A 25,105-nucleotide genomic window follows, 5' to 3' on the forward strand; every position below is an offset into this window, starting at 1 on the left:
AGCACGTCACCGTCGTCGTCCGCGCCCTCGTCCTCATCCTCACCGCTCGAGCGCGAACGCACGCACCTGGTCTCGTCCCGTTCCGCCCTGCGCGCCATGCGCGAGGACGCGGAGGCGCTCGACATCCGCGACGTCACCGCGAACTGGGTGAACGCCGAGGTGCTGCAGCACCAGATCGACGAGCGGATCAAGGCGCTCGCCGACCTCAGCCACACCCCGCTGTTCTTCGGGCGCCTCGACTATCTGCACGCGCCGGGGGCGGACGTCGCCGAGGGGGCCGAGGGCGAGAAGTTCTACATCGGGCGGCGCCACGTGCACGACGCCGAGGGCGACCCGATGGTGATCGACTGGCGTGCGCCCGTGTCCCAGCCCTTCTACCGGGCCTCCAAGAAGAACCCGATGGACGTCGCGCTGCGCCGCCGCTTCGGTTACACGGCCGGCGACCTCACCGCGTACGAGGACGAGCACCTCACCGACCCGACGGAGGCGGAGCAGACCAGCAAGCTGCTCCAGCAGGAGATCGAGCGGCCGCGTGTCGGCCCGATGCGCGACATCGTTGCCACCATTCAGCCGGAGCAGGACGAGATCGTCAGGAGCGGGCTCGCCGGATCCGTGTGCGTGCAGGGAGGGCCCGGGACCGGGAAGACGGCCGTCGGCCTGCACCGTGTCGCGTATCTGCTGTACGCGCATAGGGAGCGCCTTGCCCGCACGGGGACGCTGGTCATCGGGCCGAACGCGTCCTTCCTCCACTACATCGAGCAGGTGCTGCCCGCGCTGGGCGAGCTGGAGGTCAAGCAGGCGACGGTGGACGACCTCGTCGCGCATGTGGAGGTGCGGGCCGTCGACGATCCCGCCGCCGCCATGGTGAAGGGCGACGCGCGCATGGCCGAGGTGCTGCGGCGCGCCCTGCGTTCACACATCACGCTGCCCACCGAGGGTGCCGTGGTGGTGCGGGGCTCGCGCCGCTGGCGGGTCGCGTCGTACGAACTGGAGGAGATCGTCAGGGAGTTGATGGCGCGCGACATGCGGTACGGGGCCGCGCGCGAGGCGCTGCCGCAGCGGATCGCGCACGCCGTGCTCGTCCAGATGGAGCGCGCGGGCGAGGCGCCCGACGACCGGGTGCAGAACGCGGTGGCGCGCAATGCCGCCGTGAAGGCCGTGGTCAAGGAGGCCTGGCCGGCCGTCGATCCGGCGAAGCTGGTGCTGCGGCTGCTGTCGGACGCCGACTTCCTGGCCGAGCACGCGGAGGGGCTGCTCGACGCCGACGAGCAGAAGACGATCCTCTGGGAGAAGCCGGCGCGCAGCGTGAAGAGCGCCAAGTGGGCTGCCGCGGATGCCGTGTTGATGGACGAGGCGATCGATCTGATCGAGCGGACGCACTCGCTGGGGCATGTGGTGCTCGACGAGGCGCAGGACCTGTCGCCCATGCAGTACCGGGCGGTCGGGCGACGCGCGACGACCGGTTCGGTGACGGTCCTCGGGGATCTCGCGCAGGGTACGACGCCGTGGGCGACGCGGAGTTGGGACGAGGCGCTGTCCCACCTCGGCAAGGCGGACGCGGTGGTGGAGGAGCTGACGGCGGGCTTCCGTGTGCCGACGGACGTCATCACGTACGCGTCGCTGCTGCTGCCGGACATCGCGCCGGGGCTCACGCCGGTGGCGTCGGTCCGGGAGAACGCGGGGGCGTTCGAGGTGCGGACGGTGGATGGGGCCGGGGACGTGGTGGCGGCGTGCGTCGAGGCGCTGCGGAACGAGGGCTCGGTCGGGCTCATCGCGGCGGACGCGCGGTGCGGGGCGCTGGGCGCGGCGCTGGCGGAGGCCGGATTGGCGTATCTCGCCCCGGGCGAGGAGACGACGGCGTCGGCGCGGTTGACGCTGGTGCCGGCGTCCCTCGCCAAGGGGTTGGAGTACGACTACGTGGTCCTGGACGAGCCGGCGGCCGTGGTCGCCGCGGAACCGGACGAGCGGACGGGGCTGCGGCGGTTGTACGTGTCGCTTACGCGGGCGGTGTCGGGCCTGGTGGTGACCCACGCGGCGCCGCTGCCGCGGCAGTTGGCGTAGCCGGGGTGGGGGCCGCTGGTCCCGATGGCGCGGGGTCGGGGTTTCGGGGCTGTGCCGGGGTCGGCGCCTGCCGTAGGTGCGGCCTGCACCGGGGTTTTGGGGCTGTGCCGGGGTCGGCGCCGGTCGTTCTCGTTGCGCGGCGCCGGGTTTCTGAGCCGGGCCGGGGGCCGCCCGTCGTTCTCGGTGCGCGGCACCGGGGCTCTGAGCTGTGCCAAGGTCGGCGCCTGTCGTTCTCGGTGCGCGGCACCGAGGTGCCGCTTTGCCCACCCGGGGGTGGCTGAACGTTGTGCCCGCAGACCCGTGCCGGGCCGGTCGTCCTGCTCAGCTCCCACCCGCCCGCCCCCTCCGGGGGCTCCGGCTAGACCGGGGCGCCGGCGATAGGCCGGGTGTTGGGCCCGCTGTGGTGAGTGCGCGGCACCTGGGCCGGGGGCTTTGCCGGGGTGCGCCTCTGGTGCTGGTGCACGGTGTCGTGCCGTGGCCGGCTGCGCCGGTGCCCGGTCATCTCCCACCCGCCCGCCCCCTCCGGGGGCTCCGGTCCGACCGGGGGCCCGGGGCTGGGCCGGGGTGGGGCGCGTTGTGATCGGTGCGCGGCACCTGGCCCCGGGCCGGGGTCGTGCCGGGGCTGGCGTCTGTCGTGAGGGGTGCGCGGCACCGGGGTGCCGCCTTGCCCACCCTGCCGCCCTAGGCGGCAGATTGCCCAAGTCGGGTGCGGCCGACCGTGGGCCTGCGCGGTCCGGTGCCCCAGGCGGGGGCGGCACCCCTTCGGGCCGACGCCCCCGGAGGGGGCGGGTGGGTGGGAGATGGGCGGCGGCAGGGCCATTGCCTGCGGGAAGGTGGGCAGATCAAGCCCTTGCGGCGATTCAGCAGCGGGGCCCGGGGCGGAGCCCCGATCCGGTCCCCGCTGGCGACCGAAGCCATTCAAGCCCCGCCGGCGTTTGAGGTGCGGGCTCGGGGGCGGAGCCCCGTTCTTTCAGCCTCGTCGGCGTTTGAGGTGCGGGCTCGGGGGCGGAGCCCCGTTCTTTCAGCCTCGTCGGCGTTTGAGGTGCGGGCTCGGGGGCGGAGCCCCGTTCTTTCAGCCTCGTCGGCGTTTGAGGTGCGGGCTCGGGGGCGGAGCCCCGTTCTTTTCAGCCCCGCCGGCGATTGAGGCGCGGGGTCCGGGGCGGAGCCCCGTGGCGTAAGGACGGGACGCCGGGTCCGACGGACTAACCGTCCAACGCCTCCCGCCACACCCTCACCGCATCCGCCCCAACAGGACCCGCCCAACCCGCGGGGCGACTCGCTCCGCCGATGTGGAAGGCCGAGACCCCCGCCGCCCGCAACCCCGGCACATGGTCCAGGCGGAGCCCCCCGCCCACCAGGATCTGCTGCTCGTACCCCGGCTCGCCGGCAGCGGAGCGCCCCGCCTCCGCGAGGAGTACGTCGAGCCCCGCGTCGACCCCGTCCGCCGAACCGGCGGTGAGGTACGTGTCGAGCCCCGGCAGGTCGGCGAGCTGCTTGCGGAGCGCGTCGCGGTCCGCGGCCCGGTCGATCGCCCGGTGGAACGTCCACCGGCAGCCGTCGAGCTCCGCCACGATCCGTTCGACGGCCGCGAGGTCGGGGCCGCCCTGCTCGTCCAGGAACCCGAGCACGAACTCGTCCGCCCCCGCAGCCCGCAGCTCCCGCGCGGCCCGGACGAGCGCCGATACGTCCCCCGCGTCGAAGCCGTCCGCGAGCCGCAGCATCACGCGCAGCCGGATGTCGACCGCGCGGCGGATCGCCGTGAACGTGTCCACCGACGGCGTCAGCCCGTCCGCCGCCATGTCGGTGACCAGCTCCAGGCGGTCCGCACCCCCGGCCTGAGCGGCGATCGCGTCCTCGGCGTCGAGGGCGATCACCTCCAGGACTGCACGCTTGCTCATGAGGCTCCTGTCGCGTCGACCTGCCCGGGGCCCCGGCGATGGGCCCAGACAGGTCTAGTCCAATGTCCCGCTCACTTTACGCCGCGTGCACCGTGAACGCAGCCGTCCTGACCTCCCCGTCGTGCTTGAAGTCAAGGAAGAGCCGGTAGGTCCCCGCGCTCGGTGCGGTCGCGGTGAAGGAAACCTCCGGCCCCGGCCTGCCGTCGTGCGGGTGAACGTGAAGGTACGCGAGGTCACCGGAGCGCAGCGCGACCAGGTGACCGTACGCGCCGAGGTAGGGCTCCAGATCGGTGACGGGCCGCCCGTCCTTGTAGACGCCGAGCGTCAGTTCGCGCGGGGCCCCCGGCCGCAGCGCCCCCTCGATCCGCACCTCGTACCCGTCGCCGACGGTCGCCCGCGCGGCGTGTTCCGGCAGCGGCTCGGGCGCGTACGTCCCCGCGACGCCGAGCCCCGCGCCGAGCGTGAGCCCCTCCTTCTCGCCCTGTGGCGTGAAGTCCGCGAAGACCCGGTAGTCGCCCGCCTTCGGCAGCGAGACGGGCGTGGACCACGTCCCGTCGGCGGCGCGCACGGGATGCAGATGCCGGTACGCGGTCAGGTCCCGCGAGGCCACGATCAGGTGCAGCTCCTTGTCGTTCTCCTCCTTGTACGAGGTCACGGGTTTGCCGGTGGCGTCCTTGCGAATGGTGAAGCGGAGCTCGCCGCTCCTGCCGGGCAGCCGGTCCTTCTCCAGGTCGAGCGAGTAGCCCCGGTCGGACACCTGGAGTCCGCCGGGCACGGCGTTCGTCGTCGGGGCCTCGGCCGGCTCCGCGTGTCCGCCGTGCTCCGCGGCCGGCTGCTTCTCGGCGGTGACGGGCGAGACGCCGCTGCCCACTCCGTACGCGGTCCCGAACGTGGCGGCTACGGCGGCGGCGAAGGCGGTGATCTTCAGTCCGGTACGCATGACGACTCCTCGGTAGGATGCCTATGAAGATACCCCTAGGGGGTATGAAGTCAAGCCGGACCCGGCCTTGCGATCGATACCCCCTAGGGGTATAAATGGATCTCATTAGGGGGTACCTGCCCCGGGTACCTGTTCATCGAGGAGGCAGCATGTCGGCGCACACCGTCGCCCCGCCCGCGCAGGTGGAACTCGCCATCGGCGGCATGACCTGCGCGTCGTGCGCCGCCCGCATCGAGAAGAAGCTGAACCGGATGGACGGCGTCGAGGCGACCGTCAACTACGCGACCGAGAAGGCCAAGGTCAGCTTCGACGGCGGCATCGAGGTCGCGGACCTGATCGCCACCGTCGAGGCCACCGGCTACACGGCACAGGAGCCCGCACCGCCCGCCCAGGCGGCGGAAGCCCCCGAGGAGGGCGACGAACTCCGGCCGCTGCGCCAGCGGCTGATCACCGCCGTCGTGCTCGCCGCCCCGGTCGTCGCCATGGCGATGATCCCCGCCCTCCAGTTCGAGTACTGGCAGTGGCTGTCCCTGACGCTCGCCGCGCCCGTCGTCACGTACGCGGCCTGGCCCTTCCACAAGGCGGCGTTCACGAACGCGCGGCACGGGGCCGCGACGATGGACACGCTGGTCTCGGTCGGGGTCTCCGCCGCGTTCCTGTGGTCGCTGTGGGCGCTGTTCTTCGGCACGGCCGGCGAGCCCGGCATGACGCACCCCTTCGAGCTGACCATCGGGCGCAGTGACGGCGCCGGGAACATCTACCTGGAGGCCGCCGCCGGAGTCACCGCCTTCATCCTCGCGGGCCGCTACTTCGAGGCGCGCTCGAAGCGGAAGGCGGGCGCCGCGCTCAGGGCGCTGCTGCACCTGGGTGCCAAGAACGTGACCGTCGTACGCGGCGGTGGGCGCGAGGAGACCGTCCCCGTAAGCGAGTTGAAGGTCGGCGACCGCTTCCTGGTCCGCCCCGGCGAGAAGATCGCCACGGACGGCGCCGTCGTCGAGGGCACCTCCGCCGTGGACGCCTCCATGCTCACCGGCGAGTCCGTGCCCGTGGAGGTCGCGACCGGGGACGCGGTCACGGGCGCGACGCTGAACGTCGGCGGACGCCTCGTCGTCGAGGCCACCCGCGTCGGCGCCGACACGCAACTCGCCCGCATGGCGAAGCTCGTCGAGGACGCGCAGAACGGCAAGGCCGCAGCCCAGCGCCTCGCCGACAAGATCTCCGCGGTGTTCGTCCCGGTCGTCATCGCGCTCGCCATCGCCACGCTCGGCTTCTGGCTGGGCAACGGGGCGGGGTGGACGGCCGCGTTCACCGCAGCCGTCGCCGTCCTGATCATCGCCTGCCCGTGCGCCCTCGGGCTCGCGACGCCCACCGCCCTCATGGTCGGCACCGGTCGCGGCGCCCAGCTCGGCGTCCTCATCAAGGGCCCGGAGGTCCTGGAGACCACTCGTAAGGTCGACACGATCGTCCTCGACAAGACCGGAACCGTCACCACCGGACGTATGACGCTGCTCGGCGCGCACACCGCCGATGGCGTCGAGCGGGCCGAAGTGCTGCGCCTCGCCGGGGCGTTGGAGCACGCGTCCGAGCACCCGATCGCGCAGGCCGTGGCGGCGGGGGCGGCGGCCGAGGTCGGGGCGCTGCCGGCGCCCGAGGACTTCGTGAACGTCGCGGGGCTCGGGGTCCAGGGGGTCGTGGACGGGCACGCGGTGCTGGTCGGGCGCGAGAAGTTGCTGGGGGAGTGGGAGATCCGGCTGCCGGAGGGGCTCGCGCGGGCGAAGGCCGAGGCCGAGGAGGCCGGGCGTACGGCGATCGCCGTGGCCTGGGACGGCGAGGCGCGTGCGGTGCTCGAGGTGGCCGACGCGGTGAAGGAGACCAGCGCGGAGGCCGTCCGGCGGCTGCGGGGGCTCGGGCTGCGGCCGGTGCTGCTGACCGGGGACAACGAGGCGGTCGCCCGTTCCGTGGCGGCGGAGGTCGGGATCACGGATCCGGCGGACGTCATCGCGGAGGTGCTGCCGCAGGACAAGGTCGACGTCGTCAAGCGCCTTCAGGACGAGGGGCGTTCGGTGGCCATGGTCGGCGACGGAGTCAACGACGCGGCGGCGCTCGCGCAGGCGGATCTCGGTCTTGCGATGGGGACGGGGACCGATGCGGCGATCGAGGCGGGTGACCTGACGCTCGTACGAGGTGACCTGCGGTCGGCCGTGGACGCGATTCGGCTTTCGCGGCGGACGCTGAACACGATCAAGAGCAACCTGTTCTGGGCGTTCGCGTACAACGTGGCGGCGGTTCCGCTGGCCGCGGCGGGGTTGTTGAACCCGATGATCGCGGGGGCGGCGATGGCGTTCTCGTCGGTGTTCGTGGTGGGCAACAGCCTGCGGCTGCGGAGGTTCCGGGGGAGTTTCTGAGCTGCGCGGGGGCGGGGCCGGGGTCCGCGGGGCTCTGCCCCGGGCCCCGCGGGCTCTCGTCGCCAGAGCGGGGCTTGAAAGATCGGGGCTCTGCCGGGGCCCGCGAGTCTCGTCACCAGAGCGGGGCTCGATGTGGCTCACTCGCCGCCGGGCCGGAATGGCGCACCTGCCGCAGGGGCTGAAATAGGGTCAGTTGTCGTGAATGCCCGTACCCGCGCCGTCAGTCCGTTCTTCCTCCTCGCGGCCTCCGTGGCCACGCTTCTCGCTCTCTGCGTTCTCCAGTCCGCCCCGATGGCGGACGTTCTCGTCTATCGGGCCGAGGGGGCCGCCGTGCTCGCCGGTGGCGGCGATCTGTACGGGTTCACGGTCACCGAGTGGCAACTGCCCGCCACCTACCCGCCGTTCGCGGCGCTGCTCTTCGTGCCGGCGGCGTGGATTCCGCTGGGCGTCCTCAAGGCGGTCTTCCTCCTCGGCAACATCGCGCTGGTCGTGGTGCTGGTCCGGCTGTCCTGCCGGTTCGCGGGGCTGCGGGTGACGTGGGCGGGGGTGTGCGCGGTCGCCGCGCTCGCGCTGTGGCTCGAACCGGTCTTCCAGACGGTGCTGTTCGGGCAGATCAACCTCGCCCTCGCGTGCCTGATCCTTTGGGACCTGACCAGGCCGCCCGGCGCGCCCTGCAAGGGCCTCGCACTCGGCATCGCGACCGGCATCAAGCTCACGCCCGCCGTCTTCATCGTGTACCTGTTCCTTGCGGGGAGGCGGCGGGAGGCGGCGCACGCGGTGGCCGGGTTCGTCGGCACCGTCGCGGTGGGTGCGCTCGTCCTGCCGGGCGCCAGTGGGGAGTTCTGGACGCGGCGGCTCTACGAGACGGGGCGGGTCGGCAAGGCGTGGATCGTCGACAACCAGTCCTTGCAGGGGCTGGTCGCGCGGGTGTTGCACGAGGCCGAACCGGGGTTGCTGTGGGCGGTGCCGGCCGCGGCCGTCGGTGTGGCCGGGCTGTACGCGGCCCGGGCCGCCCGGACTCCGGCGCGGGGTGTCGTCCTCGCCGCCCTCACGGCACTGCTCGTCTCGCCCATCAGCTGGTCGCACCACTGGGTGTGGTGTGTGCCGCTGATCGCGGTGGTGTGGGCCGAGGGGTGGCGCCGTACGGCGTGGGCGCTCGCGGCCCTCTTCACGGCCCGCACCATGTGGCTACTGCCGCACCACGGCAACCTGGACCTCCACCTCGCCTGGTGGCAGCAGCCATTGGCGTCGCCGTATCCACTGGCCGGAGTGGCCCTGCTCGGCTACGCCGTGGCGGACGCCCACCGCACTTCGCAACCGGCACCGGGCGCCGCCTTGCCCACCCTGCCGCCCAAGGCGGCAGATTGCCCAAGCCGGTGACGGCCGACCGCCACGGTCGGGCAACCGGGCATTTCAAGCCCCGCCGGCGATTGAGGCGCGGGGTCCGGGGCGGAGCCCCGTGGCGTGGGGCGCCGGTTCCCGGTAGGACGACGGGTCAGCTCTCCGCCAGGAGTTCGTCCGCGTCGACGATCCGGTAGGCGTACCCCTGCTCAGCCAAGAAGCGCTGCCGGTGCGCCGCGAAGTCCTGGTCGATGGTGTCGCGGGCGACGACCGAGTAGAAGCGCGCCTCGTGCCCGTCCGCCTTCGGCCGCAGCACACGGCCGAGCCGCTGCGCCTCCTCCTGGCGCGAGCCGAACGTGCCGGACACCTGGATCGCGACCGTCGCCTCGGGGAGGTCGATCGAGAAGTTCGCGACCTTCGACACGACCAGCACGCTGATCTCGCCCTGGCGGAACGACTCGAACAGCTTCTCGCGCACCGCGTTCGTCGTCTCGCCCTTGATGACCGGCGCGTCCAGGTGCTCGCCCAGCTCGTCGAGCTGGTCGATGTACTGGCCGATGACGAGCGTCTGCTCACCCGCGTGCTTGCGGACCAGCGCCTCCGTCACCTTCTGCTTCGTGGCCGTCGTCGCACAGAACCGGTACTTCTCCTCGGCCTCGGCGGTGGCGTACGCGAGTCGCTCGGAGTCCGTCAGGTTCACGCGGACCTCGACGCAGTCGGCGGGCGCGATGTAGCCCTGCGCCTCGATCTCCTTCCACGGAGCGTCGAACCGCTTGGGGCCGATGAGCGAGAAGACGTCGGACTCGCGCCCGTCCTCACGTACGAGGGTGGCGGTGAGCCCGAGGCGGCGGCGCGCCTGGAGGTCGGCCGTGAACTTGAAGACCGGTGCGGGCAGCAGGTGCACCTCGTCGTAGACGACGAGGCCCCAGTCGCGGGAGTCGAAGAGCTCAAGGTGCGGGTACACACCCTTCCGCTTCGTCGTCAGGACCTGGTACGTGGCGATGGTGACCGGGCGGATCTCCTTCCTCGTACCGCTGTACTCGCCGATCTCCTCCTCGGTCAGCGACGTCCGCCGCACCAGCTCGTGCTTCCACTGGCGGGCCGAGACGGTGTTCGTGACGAGGATCAGCGTGGTCGCCTTCGCCTCGGCCATGGCCCCGGCACCGACGAGCGTCTTGCCCGCGCCACAGGGGAGGACGACGACACCGGACCCGCCGTGCCAGAAGTTCTCCACGGCCTGCTTCTGGTACGGGCGCAGGGACCACTCCGCCTCGTCGAGCGCGATCTCGTGCGCCTCGCCGTCCACGTACCCGGCGAGGTCCTCGGCCGGCCAGCCCAGCTTCAGCAGCGTCTGCTTGATCTGGCCGCGCTCGGAGGGGTGCACGGCGACGGTGTCGGCGTCGATCCTGTTGCCGACCAGCGGCTGAATCCGCTTCGAGCGGAGGATCTCCTCCAGGACGGGACGGTCGGTGCTCGTGAGCACGAGCCCGTGCGCCGGGTGCTTGCTGAGCGTGAGCCGCCCGTAGCGGTCCATCGTCTCGGCGATGTCGACGAGCAGCGCGTGCGGCACGGGGTACCGGCTGAACTCCACCAGCGCGTCCACGACCTGCTCCGCGTCGTGCCCGGCGGCCCGCGCGTTCCACAGCCCGAGCGGCGTCACCCGGTAGGTGTGGATGTGCTCGGGAGCCCGCTCCAGCTCGGCGAACGAGGCGATGGATCGGCGGCAGGCGTCGGCCCTCTCGTGGTCGACCTCGAGGAGCAGTGTCTTGTCGCTCTGGACGATGAGTGGACCGTTCACGTACGTACATCCCTTCCGCACGGGCCAAACGTCCAGTGTGCCGCATCCCGGCAAGCGCGGGGCATCACTGCTCGGAGAGCTCCGCCACCCCCGTCACCCGGTGCAGCGGATAGGTGCGGACCTCGTCGGCCGTGTGGTCGTAGGCGGTGACGAAGCCGCCCTCGACGCGGACGGGGGCGATGACGCGCTGGCTCGCGGCGCCCTCCGCGTTGACGTAGCCGATCCAGAGGGCCTCACCGGTGAGGACCGCCGCCTGCATCGTGGCGAGGGTCTCGGCGGATCCGGTGCGCGGCAGCTCGCCGTTGCCGGGGTGGGCCGGGGCCTGCTTGCGCGGGGCGGTGGAGGCGGCGTCGCCCGCGCGGATCGCCCGCAGCGCCGCGTCGATGAGGGTGTCGTCGGGCAGCGGCGGGCCGTCGGGGATCGGGTCGGGCGCGGTGCGGGGCGGGGTGCGGTGGGCGTGCGCGCGGGCGATCAGGACGTCGCCCTCGGGGGTCTCGGCGGCCGGGGCGAAGCCCATGGAGCGCAGGCCTTCGAGGAGCGTGCCCGGGTCGGCCTGCGCCGCGAGGACGGTCGGCGCGAGGCGGCGCAGGCGCAGCGGCGCGGACCGCCTGTCCGCCATGATCTCGCCGAGCACGGCGTCGTCGTCGCAGCGCACGTACGCGGAGGCCGCGCCGATCCGCAGATGGCCGTGGCGGCGGGCGACGTCGTCGATGAGGTAGGCGAGGGGCTGCGGGACGGGCGTACGGGAGTGCTGGGCGAGGAAGGTCTGCAGGTCGGACGCCGTACGGCCGGAGTCGAGCGCGCGGCGCACCGAGCCCGGCGTGAAGCGGTAGACGGTGGCGCCGCCCTTCGACTCGATGTCCGCGAGTACGGAGAGGGCGTCCGCGAGCGGGCGCTCCAGGGGTCCTGGCGCGACCGCCGTGAGGTCGGCCTGGAGGAGGACGTGGTCGAGCGGCTCGGGCAGCAGCGGCGCGAGGATCTTCGCGGCGCGGGCGGCGGTGAGGGCCGCTTCGGCGGGGGTGAGGGGGTGCGGGGTGGCGTGGTCGTCGTCCGGGGACCGGAGCAGCGTCCTGCCGTGCGCCGAGAGCGCGCCGCGGCCGGTGATGCCGAGCAGCTCGGCCTCGGCCAGCGTCCACTGGGCGAGGCGGGTGCGCAGGTCGAGGGCGGCGGGGGACGGACGCTCCCAGGTGAGGCGTTCGATCACGGAGTCGGGGTCGGGGGAGGCCCCTTCCGGCAGCTCGCTGAGCAGCAGGGCGAGGACCCGGCCCCGTACCTCGGGAGCCGCCGAACGGTCCAGGTGCGGGCCGAGGGCGGACAGCGTTCTGTCCTTGCCGTCCCGGCTGCCCACCAGGCCCGCCGTGCGGGTCGCGGGCAGCCACGCCGCCGCGAGCCGCTCCCAGCGCTCGGCGGGCGGCAGCAGCACCCACTCGTCGTACGCGGGCGTCGCGGCGTAGCGCTCGTCGGCCTCGCTGTCGGAGGCCAACAGGCCTGCCGCGTAGGCGAGTTCGACCCAGAAGGCGGCGGTCGGCTCGGTGCTGTCGAGGGCGACGGCGGTGCGCTTGAGGTCGCGGACGCTGAGGCCGCCCGCGCGGAGCACGGCGGGGCCGCCCTCGTCCCAGTCCTTCAGCAGCTCCTCGACGGTCGACACCGCCGTGTACGCCTCGGCCGCCGCCGCGGCGTCCACAACCTGTGGACGGTGCGTCGCCTTCTCCCGTACGGGAGGCGCGAGCGGTTCGAGGCCACGGTGGGCGCGGCCGCCGCGCAGATGCAGCGCCACCTCGCGGGGCAGCACCACGGTGCCGGGGTTCGTCGGCACGAGCAGACCGCGGTCGAGCAACCACCGCAGGTGCGCCGCCGGTTGGGCCGTGACCTGGCCGTACGGCGGACCCCACACCAGCCGGTTCAGTACGTCGATGGACTCGGCCGGCGCGTCGTCGAGCAGCGCCGACATACGGGTCGGGTCGGTGAACAGGGCGGTGAGCGCGGCCACGGCCGACACCGGGTCGTGCGTCGACGGCAGGCCCGCCGCCCCGACGATCTCCTGCACACGCCCCGGCGACATCCCGGACGTGACCTCCGCGACGGTCGGGCCGAGGCCGGTCGGGGACGGGTGCTGCGGGGTGGGCGCGAGCAGTTCGCGGGCGGTGCGGACGAGGCGCAGCTGGTCGTCGTCGCCGCCCCAGACGAGGGCCTGACCGCGGAGGGTGGCGACAGCGCGGGGGAGCGCGGCGGCGGAGTCCTCGCCGGGGAGGAGGGTCTCCAGCGTTCCGTACGTCGTCGGGTCCGGGGCCACCGCGAGGGCCTGCGCCACCTGCTGCGTGTACCGGTCCAGGCGCTCGAGCGCGCGGATCACCGAGGCGCGGGTGCCGGCGCGGGTGGCGAGCTGCGTCATGTCGTTCGGCACGGGACCGAGCAGATCGGGGCGGGCGCGCAGGAGTGCTGCGAGGGACCCGTCGTCGCGCGCGCGGAGCGCTTCCGCGAGGGAGCGGGGTGCTGCCGCGGTCGTCTGCTCGTCGCTCATCCCACCCACGGTAGCGGCCCGAACCCGCAGCACCGCCGTTCCACCCTCGGGGCTCCGCCCCGAACCCCGCGCCTCAATCGCCGGCGGGGCTTGATAGATCAAGCCCCGCGGCACTTGATGGATCGATCCCGGCGGGCCCAGATATTTCGAGCCCGGCGGGGGGTGATGGATCGATCCCGGCGGGCCCAGATATCTCGAGCCCGACGGGACTTGATGGCTCGAGCCCGGCGGGACAGGACATTTTGAGCCCGGCGGGGGTCGCTATTTATAGCCCCGCCGGCGATTGAGGCGCGGGGTCCGGGGCAGAGCCCCGTGACCGGGGGACGGACGACCGAACCCGTTCGCGATACCGTCGACACGTCAACAGCGCCACCCCGGAGGGGACTTCGTGGGGATCGAGAGTGATCAGATCGTCTTCGACTACCTGAGCAAGGTCGGAGACCTGGCCCAGTCACGGCAACTGCCGTCGTCGACCCGCATGCGCCTCGTCGCAGACCTGCGCACCGAGATCGACCGACGCCGCGCAGCGGGCGGCGCCGAAACCCCGGCCGCCGTACGCAGACTGATCGGCCGGATCGGCACGCCGGACCAGATCGTCGCCGGCGCGAAGGACGGCGACGGCACCTACGACTTCGGCCCCGCGGGCGACGAACCCGAGCAGAGCAGAGGCACGCTCGGCCGGATCGTGCCGAAGGCCCGCGTACGCCGCAAGGCCGCGCCGGACGAGCCACCCGTGGACGCGGACGATGGCCCGACCCCCGTACACCTCGCCGGCACCGACGAACTGGGCACGCTCGAGGCCGCCGACTGGTGGCGCGCCGGGGGCGGCATACCGGGCACCGAGGTCGACGACGTGCCGGGGTTCGTCGGCGGCATAGAGATCCCGGACATACTCAAGCCGCCCGGCGCGGGCCGCGGCCCCGACCTCCGCAAACGCCCACTCCCTGAACCGGCCAGGGCCAGGGCCGAGGACGAGTACGCGTACGAAGAGGACGAGGACGACGAAGAGGACGACGGCGTCGAGGGCGCGGAGCCAGGAACCGCCAGGCCCCGCCTCCGGTTCCGGCCCCGCCGCACGGCCGCCCGCGTCCCCCGCGCCTCCTTCGGCCGCTCCTTCAACCAGCCCTTCCTGCTGCTCGCCGCCCTCGCCCTGGTCGTCGGCGCCGTACTCGGCAACATCCTCGTGCTGCTGCTCGGCTGGGCCGTCATCTACCTGTCCCGGCAGCTGACCATCGGGCAGAAGAAGTTGGCGGTGTTCGGCCTGCCGGGGCTCGCCGCGCTCACCGGCATCGTCTGGTTGTGGGGGCGTGGCGACGGGCGGTGGGGCGACCCGATCCCCGGCGGCAGGCTGAGCGGCGCGCTCGACGAGACGTGGCCGTGGGTGCTGCGGTGCGCGGCGTTCGCCTCGGCGCTCTACCTGGTGTGGCGGGCACGCTCACCCCGGCTCTAGCCCCCCCCCGAATAAGGCTCCCTCGCCCTACCGCGCCAGGTCCGACTGGAGCTCCGAGAGGATCTGGTCGGCCGCCGTGTAGCCGACGCCGTCCGCCCACAGTCCGTCGCCGACGTTGTAGACCCGGCTGTCCCGCACCGCCCTGATGCCGCGCCACTGGCCGCTCGTGGTCGCCTCCGCGACCTTGGCAAGGCCCGGATTGCCGTACGTGGACGTGAAGATGGCGTCCGCGTCCGCCTTGCCGATCTGCTCGGGCCCCACGTCGTACGAGAGGCCGCCCCGAGCCTGGTCCGTGATCGCGGGGCGGCCGAGGCCCACGTCGGACAGGATCGTGCCGGTGGGGGTCCGCCTGCCGTAGATGCGGATGTCGGAGCCCGCGACGAACCGGACGACGTTGACCTCGGTCCGCGCCGCCGCGCCCGCCCCGCCCACGGCCTTGGTGACGGCGGCGACGTGGGTCTTGTACTTGGCCGCCACCTGCCGGGCCCGCGCCTTCTCGCCGAGCGCGTCGGCGTGCACGAGGAAGTTCCGCTTCCACGCGTAGTCGGCGGCCCCGGTGAGGACGGTGGGGGCGATGGCGCCGAGCTGCTCGTAGCGCCGGCCGTCGTGGGCCTTGTCGCCGATGATCAGGTCGGGCTTCAGCGCGGCGATCTTCTTCAGGTCGGGACTGTTCCGCTCGCCGACCTCGGCGATGCTCTTGGTCTTCGACGCGGGCAGGTACGCGGGGAGGGCCTGCTCACCGCCGGCCCGGGTGGCTCCCACGGGCCGCACGCCGAGCGTGATCGCCGAGTCGAGCCCGGCGGTGTTGAGGACGACCACGCGCTCGGGGAGGTTCTTCACCTTGACGTCGCCCATCGCGGTGCCGACCGTGTGGCTGCCGGAGGCCTTGGCGGCGGGCTTGGCGGCGCCCCCGCCGTCGTCCGAGCTGCATGCGGACAGGGTGAGCGAGAGGACGAGGGCGGCGCCGAGGGCGAGGCGGGTGTGGTTCATGGGGGCCCATGGTGCCCCTGGGATCGCCTGCGGGGAAGCCGTCGGCGTGCAGGCAGAATGATCCTCATGGCTCCTCACACAGACCCCACGCCCACCGGCCCCACCGTCGGCTTCGATCTCGACATGACGCTGATCGACTCCCGGCCCGGCATCCGTGCCACCTGGGTCGCGCTGTCCGAGGAGACCGGGGTGCAGGTCGACGCGGACCTGGTCGTGTCGCGCCTGGGCCCGCCGCTGACCGACGAGTTGGCGAACTGGTGCCCGCCGGAGCAGATCCCGGCGATGGTCGACCGCTTCCGTGAGATGTATCCCACATACGCGATCGAGCCGACGCCGGCGATGGCGGGCGTGCGCGAGACCATAGCCGCCGTGCACGCGGCGGGCGGCCGGGCGATCGTCGTCACCGCGAAGTACGAGCCGAACGCCAAGCTGCACCTGGCGCACCTCGGCATCGACGCGGACGCCGTCATCGGCAACCTGTGGGCCGAGGGCAAGGGCCACGCGCTGCGCGAGCACGGCGCGAGCGTCTACGTCGGCGACCATGTCGGCGACGTACGCGGGGCACGCACCGCGAACGCCCTGTCCGTGGGCGTGACGACAGGCCCGTGCGACGCCGCCGAACTGCGGTCGGCGGGCGCCGACGTGGTGCTGAAGGACCTGACCGAGTTCCCGGCCTGGCTGGAGGGTTACGTCGCCGAGCGCGCCTGACGGCGTTGCGCCGCGACGCCGCGGAGCACTCCGGCCGCGGCGATGACGAACCCGACGCCCATCAGCATGCACACGGCATAGGAAATCGTCGGGAACGGGTCGGTGTGGAGGAACAGCGGCGCCATCGTGACGAGGGTGGCGATCGCCCCCACGATGAAGACGATGCCGCCTGCTTTCACGAGGCCGTCGCCGGGGCCGGTCTCGGCCACCGCGGAATTGGCTTGGGTTTTGTCGCGCACCCAGCAAGGGTAGTTCCCAGCGCAGAGAGACAAACAGGGGCCAGGCACAGACCAGCACGGACCAGCGAGCGAACCCTCGGGCGACATCTTGTCACCGGCCCCGGGAGCAATAGTCTTGGTGACGGCGGGTCGGACCACGGCCCGCTGTCCTGCTATCCAGCCGCTTTATCCCAGCGTTTTCTTCTAGTACGAGGACGAGGACTTCACGTGCCTACCGGCAAGGTCAAGTGGTTCAACAGCGAGAAGGGCTTCGGCTTCCTCTCCCGCGACGACGGCGGCGACGTCTTCGTGCATTCCTCCGTACTTCCCGCAGGCGTGGACGCCCTCAAGCCCGGCCAGCGGGTCGAGTTCGGGGTGGTCGCAGGACAGCGCGGCGACCAGGCGCTCTCGGTCACCATCCTGGACCCGACACCCTCGATCGCGGCGGCACAGCGCCGCAAGCCGGACGAACTGGCCTCGATCGTCCAGGACTTGACGACGCTGCTGGAGAACATCACCCCGATGCTGGAGCGCGGCCGCTACCCGGACAAGGCCGCGGGCGCGAAGATCGCCGGTCTGCTGCGGGCGGTGGCGGACCAGCTGGACGTCTGAGCCGCGCACCCCACGATTCCTACGGGAAGGACAGCGCGTCCGGCGCGAGCGCCGGGACCAGGCCCTCCGCGGCGGCCCGGGTCAGCAGACCGCGGATCGCCGCGTAGCCGTCCTCGCCGAGGTCGGCCGTGAACTCGTTGACGTACAGGCCGATGTGCTGGTCGGCGACGGACGGGTCCATCTCCTGCGCGTGCGCCATGACGTACGGGCGGCTGGCCTCGGGGTCGTCCCAGGCCATCCGTACCGACGTGCGCACGGCGTCCGCGTAGGAGCGCAGCTTCTCGGCGCCCAGCGAGCGCCGCGCGATGATCGCGCCGAGCGGGATCGGCAGGCCCGTCGTGGCCTCCCAGTGCTCGCCCATGTCGGCGAGCTTGTGCAGGCCGTAGTTCTGGTACGTGAAGCGGGCCTCGTGGATGACGAGTCCGGCGTCGATCTTGCCGTCGCGCACGGCGGGCATGATCTCGTGGAACGGCATGACGACGATCTCGCCGACGCCGCCACCGGGCACCACGTCCGCGGCCCAGAGCCGGAACAGCAGGTAGGCGGTGGAGGCCTCGCTCGGCACCGCGACGCGCTTGTCGGACAGGTCCACGCCCGGCTCACGGGTGAGGACGAGCGGTCCGCAACCGCGCCCGAGCGCGCCGCCGCACGGCAGCAGCGCATAGTCGTCGAGGACGTACGGCAGGACCGCGTACGACACCTTGAGGAGCTCGTAGGCGTCCTCGCGGCGTTCGGCGACGCCGTTGGTGATGTCGATGTCGGCGAAGGTCACGTCGAGCGCGGGCGCGCCGGGGACGCGGCCGTGGGCCCAGGCGTCGAAGACGAAGGTGTCGTTCGGGCAGGGCGAGAAGGCGATGCGGGTGGGCTCGGCCCCCGCTGCGGTGTCGGTCATGTGTTCTTCCAACTCTCCAGTACGGGCGCGGTCTTCCCGAAGGCGGAGGCCAGCGCGGCGAGCGCGTCACCGATACGCCAGGCGTCGCGGTCGCGGGGGCCGACGGCGTTGGAGACGGCGCGTATCTCCGCCACCGGCACGCCGTGCGCGGCGGCGGCCTCTGCGACCCCGAAGCCCTCCATCGCCTCGGCCACGGCGCCGGGGTGGCGCTGCGCGAGCAGCGCGGCGCGATCGGCGGTGCCGGTCACCGTGGAGACGGTGAGCACGGTGCCGACCGTGGCGGAGGCGGCCGACGCGAGGTCCCTTACGAGGGACTCCGGGGGCGTGTGGGTGACGGTGCCGAAACCGAGTTCGGTGACGGGGACGAAGCCCTCGGCGGTCTCGGCGCCCAGATCGGCGACGGTGATCGCGTCCGCGACCAGGACCGCGCCGGGGGCGGCCGTGAAGCCGCCGCCGATGCCGGCCGAGACGACCAGCGTGTACGGGCTGCCCGCGAGTTCGGCCTTCGTGAGCGCGGTCGCGGTGCCGGCGGCCGCGGCGGCGGGTCCGACCCCGACGGCTACGACGTCAAGCGTGGGGTGATCGTGCAGCGCGCCCGCCACCGCGTCCCGTTCGGCCGGGACGGCGGTGGCGATCAGTACGTGTGCGGGGGCTGCGGTATTCGTCAGCTGTCCTTCTCGAGCTTGAACGACCACAGGCCGTACGCCTTGGAGTTGCCGCCCGACAGGATCGTGACGGTGGTCGCGGAACCGGAGGCGCCGTACTGCTGGTTGAAGAAGACGCTGCCCGGAACCGTGCGGTAGGTCTTCTTGCTGGAGTCCGTGAGCGGCTGGCCGTTCATCAGGAGCGTCCAGCCCTTGTCGGCGATCTCCGGGTCGACACCGAAGCGGACCGTGGCGTCCGGGTCCACCTTGATGGACTTGGCGTCCTTGTCCTTCAGGCAGCCCTGCAGTTCGGTCGGCTTCAGCGGGTCGCCGTCGTTGTAGCAGCTGGCCTCGGAGTTCACCGAGTTGCGGTCCACCGTGACGGTGGCGAGCGGCGTCGGCTTGTCGCAGGCGGAGAGGACGAGGAGCCCGGCGCCGACGGCACCGACGGCGGCAACGGCGCGGCGGTGGCGCGCAACAAAACGCTGGGAGGTCATAGGCGGAAGGCTATCTGGCGGCGCCGCTCCCGCTCCGAGTGGGGGAGCGGGTGTCGCGTTTGCGCCTTGAAGGCAGTGCCTACGCCACGCGTGCCCGGCTCGTGGGCCCGGCGTGGCGTGCCGACGACAGCAGCCCGCGCACCGTGGCCAGCCAGCCCGCCGCCACGATGGCCGCCGCGACACTCAGCCCGAGCACCCCGTTCAGCGGCAGCGCGATCCCGATCGCGCCGCCCACCACCCACGCCATCTGCAACAAGGTCTCCGCGCGGGCGAACGCCGAGGTGCGCACCGCCTCCGGGACGTCCCGCTGGATCGTCGCGTCGAGGGACAGCTTGGCCAGCGCCTGCGCGAACCCGGCGACCGCTCCCAGACACGCCGTCATGAGCGGGCTGAAGAAGACGGCGGACAGGACGGCCACGCCGAGCACCACCGCGAGCACCGTCACGATGATGACCTCAGGGGCCCGCGCCTTCAGCCACGCCCCGACCGCCGTGCCCAGCGCGTTCCCCGCCCCCGCCGACACGCCCACGATCCCGAGCGAGACGGCCGCGCTCTGCCCGGACAGCGGATGCTCGCGCAGCAGGAACGCCAGATAGAAGATCAGGAAGCCGGACAGACAGCGCAGCGTGGCGTTCGCGGCGAGGGAGTGCGTGACGGCCGGGCCGACCGTCCGCAGGCCCGGCTTGCGGGCCCTGGTCCGCGCCGGCCCGTGCAGATGCTCCTCGTCCGCCGCGAGCAGCGCCTTGCTCTCGCCCCGCGCCGAGTCCACCTTGTGCGGCATCGAGTACGACAGGAAGATCCCGCACACGTACAGCACGAAGGCCCCGTACAGCGGCCAGCGCGGCCCGAGCGCCTGCAGCCCCGCCCCGACAGGCGCCGCCGCGCCCGTGGCGAGCAGCCCGCCGAGCGTGACCCGCGAATTCGCCTTCACCAGGGAGAAGCGGGGTGGCAGGAGGCGTGGGACGACCGCCGAGCGCACCACCCCGTACGCCTTCGACGCGACGAGGACGCCGAGCGCCGCCGGGTACAGCTGGAGCCCGCCGCCCGTCACGGCGCCCGCGAGGACGAGGGCGAGCAGCGCCCGCGCCAGCATCGACGCGGCCATCGCGGCGCGCCGCCCGTGCGGCAGCCGGTCGAGCAGCGGCCCGATGACGGGCGCGAGGAGTGTGAAGGGCGCCATCGTGATCGCGAGATACAGGGCGACCCGGCCGCGCGCCTCGTCCGTCGGCACGGAGAAGAACACCGTCGAGGCGAGGGCGACCGTGATCATGACGTCGCCCGCGCCGTTCAGCGCGTGCAGCTCGATGAGCTTTCCGAGCCCCGACTCGCCCGCACCGTGCGCGTGCGTCGCCTTGCGGATACCGCGTGCGGTGCCGGTGAAAGGGAGGTGCAGGGCACGGCCGATTTTGCGAAGGGGGTTCGGCGCGTCCGACGCGCGCGACGACGAACCCGACGACGACTTGAACGACGACCTACCGGCAGCCACCCAGCAATGGTGCCCCTTATGAGGGCGTACTAGTGCCGTTATGGACACGCTGGTCGGCTTTCCGGCCAGGTGCGCCTCGTACGTCGGTGTGGGCCCAGGGCGCCAGAGGAGGTAGCGTGCGTAGCGCGCCCGCGGCGGTTGTTCTCGGCCGCGCGCCTCTCGGCCATCCCGCAGAATGGATGGCGTAGGCGCGCCCGGTTCGTCGGGTGCGGACGTCGACGCGGCCCTCCGGTCCGCTCCGTCCGCGCTCCCGCACACAGGACGGCGCACTCGTGAGACGGCGTAGGAGAGAAGCGATACCTGTGAGCGCAGCGACAACGCGAAGCCGCACCCCTGACCGTCTGTGCGCGGAGGCGGTGGACATCGCCCGGGCAGCGGCCGAGGAGGCCGCGGCACCCGGTGTGGTCGGCGAGCACGTCGAGACGGTGGTCGAGGGCGACCGCGTCGTCACGCACCTCTTCGAGTGCAAAGACTTCGGCTACCGGGGCTGGCGCTGGGCGGCCACCGTGGCCCGCGCCTCCCGTGCCAAGTACGTCACGCTCGACGAGGTCGTGCTGCTGCCAGGGCCCGACGCCCTCCTGGCCCCCGAGTGGGTGCCGTGGAGCGAGCGGCTGCGCCCCGGCGACCTCGGCCCCGGCGATCTGCTGCCGACCGAGTCCGACGATCTGCGCCTGGAGCCCGGTTACACCGGGGAGGACACGCCGCCGCCGAACTCTCCGGTCTCGGACGACATGGCGGAGCTCGTCGAGGCGGAGGACGTCGAGATCACAGCGGGCCCGGTGGGCACGCTGCCGGTCGCGCCCACCCGTGGCTCGATCGCCGCGGTCGCCGAGGAGCTGGGCCTGCGCCGCGAGAGGGTGCTCTCCCGGTACGGGCTGCATGTCGCGGCCGACCGCTGGGAGGACTCCTTCGGGGCGAAGACCCCCATGGCACAGGCGGCCCCCGCCACCTGCGTCTCCTGCGGCTTCCTTGCGAAGATCGGCGGCTCGCTCGGCCAGGCCTTCGGCGTCTGCGCCAACGAGTTCTCCCCGGCGGACGGCCGGGTCGTCTCCCTGTCGTACGGCTGCGGTGGCCACTCCGAGGCGGCCGTCATGCCGAAGGCCCCGCGGCCGGCACCTCCGGTGATCGACGAGACGGTGGTCGACACGTTCCCGCTCCGCGTGGAGCCGGACGCGGGCTCGGTCGGAGCGATCGCCTCCGGCAACGGGGACGAGGACCTGGGGCACTCGTAGGCTGCATTTCGGCTTCCGGGGGCGGGTGACCAAATCCAGCCCCGCAGGGGGCACCTCCCAGCGTTAGCTGGGGGAGTTTGAGGCGCGGGGTCCGGGGCGGAGCCCCGTGACGTCAACCCCGGCACGGCTGCATGCTCACGGCAGCACGGGGAACCCTGCGCGATACGGTTCGGCCGATCACGACCACGCCGCCCAGAGGAGTCACCCGTGAGCGTCAGCAGAATCGCGCGCCCCGCACCGGAGGGCGTCGACCCCTTCGACACCGCGCGCCTGCGCCACACCGTGCTCCAGGCGTGGTCCGGCAGCGCCGCCCGCTTCCGCGAGGACGCCAACGCCGAGGAGGACCTCGCACTCGGCGGCTACCGCGACCGCCTCGTCGTCGAACTCGCGCAGAACGCCGCGGACGCCGCCGCACGGGCCGGCGTCGAGGGCCGCCTCGCGCTCACCTTGAAGGACGGCGTGCTCGCCGCCGCCAACACCGGCGCGCCCCTGGACGAGGCGGGCGTCGAATCGCTGTCCACGCTGCGGGCCTCCGCGAAGCGGGAGGACACGAGCGGCGCGGTGGGCCGGTTCGGCGTCGGCTTCGCGGCCGTGCTCGCCGTCTCCGACGAGCCCGCGGTGGTCGGCCGGAGCGGGGGTGTGCGCTGGTCCCTGACGGACGCGCGGCTCGCCGCGTCGGACACGGCGCTGCGCAGCCCGGACCTCGGCGACGAGCTCCGGCGCCGGGACGGGCATGTGCCGCTCCTGAGGCTGCCGTTCGCGGCGGAGGGCTCCGCGCCTGATTCGTACGACACGGTGGTCATCCTTCCGTTGCGGGACGGCGCGGCGGAGGCGCTGGCCGCGCGGTTGCTCGAGGGTGTGGACGACACGCTCCTCCTTGCTCTGCCGGGGTTGACGGAGGTCGTGATCACGACGGAGTCGGGTGTGCGGACCTTGCGTCGCTCGGATGAGGCGCCCTATGTCGTGATCACGGACACGGGGGTGACGCCTCGGGGCTCCGCCCCGGACCCCGCGCCTCAATCGCCGGCGGGGCTTGAATTGGCCCACCCGCCGGCGGGGCTTGAAAACCGGTACCGCACCGTCACCCGCACCGGCCCTCTCGACGCCGCCCTTCTCGCCGATCGGCCCGTCGAGGAGCGGTTGCGGCCGCACTGGGCCGTGACCTGGGCCGTGCCGGTCGACGCCGACGGGGCGCCGCAGAGGCCGCGCAGCGAACCCGTGCTGTACGCGCCCACCCCCAGCGACGAGGCCCTCGGCGTGCCCGCCCTGCTCATCGCCTCGTTCCCGCTGGACACGGCACGCCGGCACGTCGCCCCCGGCCCGCTCACCGACTACCTCACCGAGCGCGCCGCCGACGCGTACGCGGAACTGCTCGGCGACTGGAGCCCCGTGGGCACCGGCATCCTCGACCTCGTGCCCGGACCCCTCGGCCGGAGCGAGCTGGACGGGGCCCTGCGCGCCGCCGTGCTGGAGCGGCTGCCGCGCACCGCCTTCCTGCCCCCGGCGATCGAACCGGGAGACCCCGAGGACGACCGGCCGACCTCCCTCAAGCCCCGCGACGCCGAGGTCGTCGAGGGCGCGGGCGCCGACACCGTACAGGTCCTCGCCGACGTGCTGCCCAGCCTGCTGCCCGCGGGCCTCGAACGACGCGTGGAACTGCGGACATTGGGCGTCGCCCGCGTCCCGCTGACCGAGGCGGTCGACCGCCTGGCGGGGCTCGAGAAGGAGCCCGGCTGGTGGCGTCGGCTGTACGAGTCCCTCGCCGGCGTCGACCCGGACCGACTCAGCGGACTGCCCGTTCCGCTCGCCGGCGGCCGCACCACCATCGGCCCGCGCCAGGTGCTGCTCCCCACCGCAGAGGCCTCCACGGTCCCCGGTGATGCGCTCGCCCGGCTCGGCCTCAAGGTCGCGCACGCCGACGCCGCCCACCCGCTCCTGGAGAAGCTGGGCGCCCTGCCCGCCACCCCGCGAGCCGTCCTGCGGACCCCGCAGGTGCGCGCCGCGGTCGCCGCGTCCCTCGACGACGAGGCGTCCGCCTGGGACGACGAAACCACCCTGGACGCCGACGAGTTGGCGGACGTCGTCCTCACCCTCGTACGCGACGCCCACCTCGACGTGGGCGACGAACCGTGGCTCGGCGCGCTCGCCCTCACCGACGACGAGGGCGAACTCGCCCCGGCCGCCGAACTCCTGCTCCCCGGCAGCCCGATCGCCGAGGTGCTGCGCGAGGACGAACTGCCCTTCGTGGACGGGGAGCTGGCCGAGCGCTGGGGGCAGGGGCCGCTCGCGGCCTGCGGCGTCCTCGCGACCTTCGCGCTCGTCCGCGCCACCGACGTCGTCCTCGACCCCGACGAACTCGACCCGCGCGAGAGCGACTTCCCCGAGCCGGACGACGCCGGGCTCCTCGACGCCGTCGACGTGTGGTGCGAGGACGTCCTCGACCGGCTGCCCGACACCCCGGTCCCGCCGGTCGCCAACGAGGTGACCGCCGTACGCGATCTGGACCTGGTCGACGAGGGCCGCTGGCCGCAGGCGCTCGCGCTGCTCTCGCAGCCGCCGCTGCGGGACGCCCTCACCCAGCCGGTCCGCGTGCTGCTGCCCGACGGCACCCATGAGCTGGTCCGCCCGTACACGGCCTGGTGGCTGCGCGGGAACCCGGTCCTCGACGGGCGCCAGCCGGCCGGCCTGCGCGCCGAGGGCGGGGACCCGCTGCTCGTCGGCCTGTACGAGCCCGCCGACGCGGCCGGATTCGACGACGAGCAGGTCCTGCGCGCCCTCGGCGTCCGCACCTCCGTCGCCGCGCTGCTCGACGAGCCCGGTGGCGCCGCGGAACTCCTCGACCGCCTCGCCGACCCCGACCGCCCGGTCGACTCGGCACAACTCCACGCCCTCTACGGCAAGTTGGCCGACCTCGACCCCGAACAGGTCACCCTGCCCGACGAGTTGCGCGCAGTACGGGACGGGGAGGTCGTGATCGTCGACGCCCGTGACGCCCTCGTCGCCGACGCCCCCGACCTCATCCCGCTCACCGAGGGCCGCGCGCTCCTCCCGGTCACCCCGTCGAAGGCCGCGCACCTCGCGGAGCTGTTCCAAGTGCGGCGCCTGAGTGAGGCCGTGGGCACCGGGGTGGTCGAGGGCGGCGATGTGCACGACGTCCCCGAACCCGTGCGCGTCCTGCTCGGACCCGCGACCCCGGTGTCGTACGTCGAGCACGAGGAGCTGTACGTCTCCGACGTCGAAGTCGACTGGTGCCGGGCGTCCGACGGTGTGGTGCACGCGGCGACACTCGAGGGCGTCGCGGCGGGCCTCGCCTGGGCGTCGGGCCAGTGGCCCCGGCGCTTCGAGGTAGCAGCCCTCCTGGAGGACCCGTCCCGCACGGAGGAACTGGCCCGCGACCGCTGGTTCGACTAGC

At 73.1% G+C, this 25,105-nt stretch carries 18 protein-coding genes; 8 read left to right on the top strand and 10 right to left on the bottom strand.

Annotated elements, in window-relative coordinates:
* Positions 1-96: 96 nt before the first annotated feature.
* Positions 97-2,061 carry a HelD family protein gene (locus OHA73_RS24460; RefSeq protein ID WP_327658519.1) on the top strand — a complete coding sequence of 655 codons (1,965 nt, stop codon included), beginning with the start codon at positions 97-99 and terminating at the stop codon, positions 2,059-2,061.
* Positions 2,062-3,263: 1,202 nt separating this feature from the next.
* Here the strand turns inward: OHA73_RS24460 and OHA73_RS24465 are convergent.
* Both OHA73_RS24465 and OHA73_RS24470 read right to left on the bottom strand, forming a co-directional pair.
* On the bottom strand, positions 3,264-3,959 hold the full coding sequence (locus OHA73_RS24465; RefSeq protein ID WP_267069645.1) for a copper homeostasis protein CutC: 696 nt from the start codon (positions 3,957-3,959) through the stop codon (positions 3,264-3,266).
* 76 nt (positions 3,960-4,035) lie between these two features.
* Positions 4,036-4,899, bottom strand: coding sequence for a hypothetical protein (locus OHA73_RS24470; protein ID WP_327656130.1), 864 nt, complete (start codon positions 4,897-4,899; stop codon positions 4,036-4,038).
* Positions 4,900-5,048: 149 nt separating this feature from the next.
* Between OHA73_RS24470 and OHA73_RS24475 the strand changes: the two genes are divergently transcribed.
* Together OHA73_RS24475 and OHA73_RS24480 are read left to right on the top strand one after the other, a co-directional pair.
* Positions 5,049-7,304, top strand: a complete 2,256-nt coding sequence (locus OHA73_RS24475) for a heavy metal translocating P-type ATPase (protein ID WP_327656131.1) — start codon at positions 5,049-5,051, stop codon at positions 7,302-7,304.
* Positions 7,305-7,502: 198 nt separating this feature from the next.
* Positions 7,503-8,684, top strand: coding sequence for a glycosyltransferase 87 family protein (locus OHA73_RS24480; protein ID WP_443063121.1), 1,182 nt, complete (start codon positions 7,503-7,505; stop codon positions 8,682-8,684).
* 115 nt (positions 8,685-8,799) lie between these two features.
* Here OHA73_RS24480 and OHA73_RS24485 read toward each other — a convergent pair whose 3' ends face one another.
* Positions 8,800-10,443, bottom strand: a complete 1,644-nt coding sequence (locus tag OHA73_RS24485; RefSeq protein ID WP_327656132.1) for a DNA repair helicase XPB — start codon at positions 10,441-10,443, stop codon at positions 8,800-8,802.
* Positions 10,444-10,507: 64 nt separating this feature from the next.
* Entirely contained in the window at positions 10,508-12,964 is a 2,457-nt protein-coding gene (locus OHA73_RS24490) for a helicase C-terminal domain-containing protein (RefSeq protein WP_327656133.1), read from the bottom strand.
* Positions 12,965-13,352: 388 nt separating this feature from the next.
* On the opposite strand from OHA73_RS24490, the gene OHA73_RS24495 reads away from it, so the two are divergent.
* Positions 13,353-14,414 carry a hypothetical protein gene (locus OHA73_RS24495; protein ID WP_267069641.1) on the top strand — a complete coding sequence of 354 codons (1,062 nt, stop codon included), beginning with the start codon at positions 13,353-13,355 and terminating at the stop codon, positions 14,412-14,414.
* Between the two features lie 27 nt (positions 14,415-14,441).
* On the opposite strand, the gene OHA73_RS24500 is transcribed toward OHA73_RS24495, so the two are convergent.
* Positions 14,442-15,404: an iron-siderophore ABC transporter substrate-binding protein gene (locus tag OHA73_RS24500; protein ID WP_327656134.1), complete on the bottom strand. Its 963-nt coding sequence runs from the start codon at positions 15,402-15,404 to the stop codon at positions 14,442-14,444.
* Positions 15,405-15,461: 57 nt separating this feature from the next.
* Here OHA73_RS24500 and OHA73_RS24505 point away from each other — a divergent pair, with 57 nt between their 5' ends.
* Positions 15,462-16,112 (top strand): HAD family hydrolase, encoded by a 651-nt coding sequence (locus OHA73_RS24505; RefSeq protein WP_327656135.1) that lies wholly within the window; start codon positions 15,462-15,464, stop codon positions 16,110-16,112.
* On the opposite strand, the gene OHA73_RS24510 is transcribed toward OHA73_RS24505, so the two are convergent.
* Positions 16,091-16,351, bottom strand: coding sequence for a hypothetical protein (locus OHA73_RS24510; protein ID WP_266712630.1), 261 nt, complete (start codon positions 16,349-16,351; stop codon positions 16,091-16,093). The two genes, OHA73_RS24505 and OHA73_RS24510, sit on opposite strands and share 22 nt — an antisense overlap.
* Positions 16,352-16,558: 207 nt before the next feature.
* Between OHA73_RS24510 and OHA73_RS24515 the strand changes: the two genes are divergently transcribed.
* Positions 16,559-16,942 (top strand): cold-shock protein, encoded by a 384-nt coding sequence (locus tag OHA73_RS24515; RefSeq protein WP_323179557.1) that lies wholly within the window; start codon positions 16,559-16,561, stop codon positions 16,940-16,942.
* 19 nt (positions 16,943-16,961) lie between these two features.
* Here the strand turns inward: OHA73_RS24515 and OHA73_RS24520 are convergent, their stop codons facing one another.
* The 4 genes from OHA73_RS24520 to OHA73_RS24535 all read right to left on the bottom strand — a co-directional run bounded on the left by OHA73_RS24520 (position 16,962) and on the right by OHA73_RS24535 (position 20,461).
* Positions 16,962-17,834: a 1,4-dihydroxy-6-naphthoate synthase gene (locus OHA73_RS24520; RefSeq protein WP_327656136.1), complete on the bottom strand. Its 873-nt coding sequence runs from the start codon at positions 17,832-17,834 to the stop codon at positions 16,962-16,964.
* The gene (locus OHA73_RS24525) at positions 17,831-18,529 is read right to left on the bottom strand and encodes a futalosine hydrolase (RefSeq protein ID WP_266712634.1); all 699 of its coding nucleotides are present in this window, start codon (positions 18,527-18,529) and stop codon (positions 17,831-17,833) included. Before OHA73_RS24525 ends, OHA73_RS24520 begins: the two co-directional genes overlap by 4 nt.
* Entirely contained in the window at positions 18,499-18,975 is a 477-nt protein-coding gene (locus OHA73_RS24530) for a DUF2771 domain-containing protein (protein ID WP_266712636.1), read from the bottom strand. Before OHA73_RS24530 ends, OHA73_RS24525 begins: the two co-directional genes overlap by 31 nt.
* A gap of 79 nt (positions 18,976-19,054) precedes the next feature.
* Positions 19,055-20,461 carry an MFS transporter gene (locus OHA73_RS24535; protein ID WP_443063122.1) on the bottom strand — a complete coding sequence of 469 codons (1,407 nt, stop codon included), beginning with the start codon at positions 20,459-20,461 and terminating at the stop codon, positions 19,055-19,057.
* Between the two features lie 302 nt (positions 20,462-20,763).
* Here OHA73_RS24535 and OHA73_RS24540 point away from each other — a divergent pair, with 302 nt between their 5' ends.
* Together OHA73_RS24540 and OHA73_RS24545 are read left to right on the top strand one after the other, a co-directional pair.
* Positions 20,764-21,693: a DUF3027 domain-containing protein gene (locus tag OHA73_RS24540; RefSeq protein ID WP_327656137.1), complete on the top strand. Its 930-nt coding sequence runs from the start codon at positions 20,764-20,766 to the stop codon at positions 21,691-21,693.
* A 207-nt stretch (positions 21,694-21,900) separates the two neighbouring features.
* A complete protein-coding gene (locus tag OHA73_RS24545) occupies positions 21,901-25,104 on the top strand; it encodes a sacsin N-terminal ATP-binding-like domain-containing protein (protein ID WP_327656138.1) in 3,204 nt (1,067 codons plus the stop codon).
* Position 25,105: the final 1 nt, after the last annotated feature.

The sequence above is a fragment of the Streptomyces sp. NBC_00483 genome, assembly GCF_036013745.1.
In the GTDB taxonomy this organism is placed as follows: domain Bacteria; phylum Actinomycetota; class Actinomycetes; order Streptomycetales; family Streptomycetaceae; genus Streptomyces.

Coding starts and splice junctions, on each gene's coding strand:
- OHA73_RS24460 (WP_327658519.1), top strand. CDS start 97: ATGCGCGAGGACGCGGAGGCGCTCGACATCCGCGACGTCACCGCGAAC.
- OHA73_RS24465 (WP_267069645.1), bottom strand. CDS start 3,959: ATGAGCAAGCGTGCAGTCCTGGAGGTGATCGCCCTCGACGCCGAGGAC.
- OHA73_RS24470 (WP_327656130.1), bottom strand. CDS start 4,899: ATGCGTACCGGACTGAAGATCACCGCCTTCGCCGCCGCCGTAGCCGCC.
- OHA73_RS24475 (WP_327656131.1), top strand. CDS start 5,049: ATGTCGGCGCACACCGTCGCCCCGCCCGCGCAGGTGGAACTCGCCATC.
- OHA73_RS24490 (WP_327656133.1), bottom strand. CDS start 12,964: ATGAGCGACGAGCAGACGACCGCGGCAGCACCCCGCTCCCTCGCGGAA.
- OHA73_RS24500 (WP_327656134.1), bottom strand. CDS start 15,404: ATGAACCACACCCGCCTCGCCCTCGGCGCCGCCCTCGTCCTCTCGCTC.
- OHA73_RS24505 (WP_327656135.1), top strand. CDS start 15,462: ATGATCCTCATGGCTCCTCACACAGACCCCACGCCCACCGGCCCCACC.
- OHA73_RS24520 (WP_327656136.1), bottom strand. CDS start 17,834: ATGACCGACACCGCAGCGGGGGCCGAGCCCACCCGCATCGCCTTCTCG.
- OHA73_RS24530 (WP_266712636.1), bottom strand. CDS start 18,975: ATGACCTCCCAGCGTTTTGTTGCGCGCCACCGCCGCGCCGTTGCCGCC.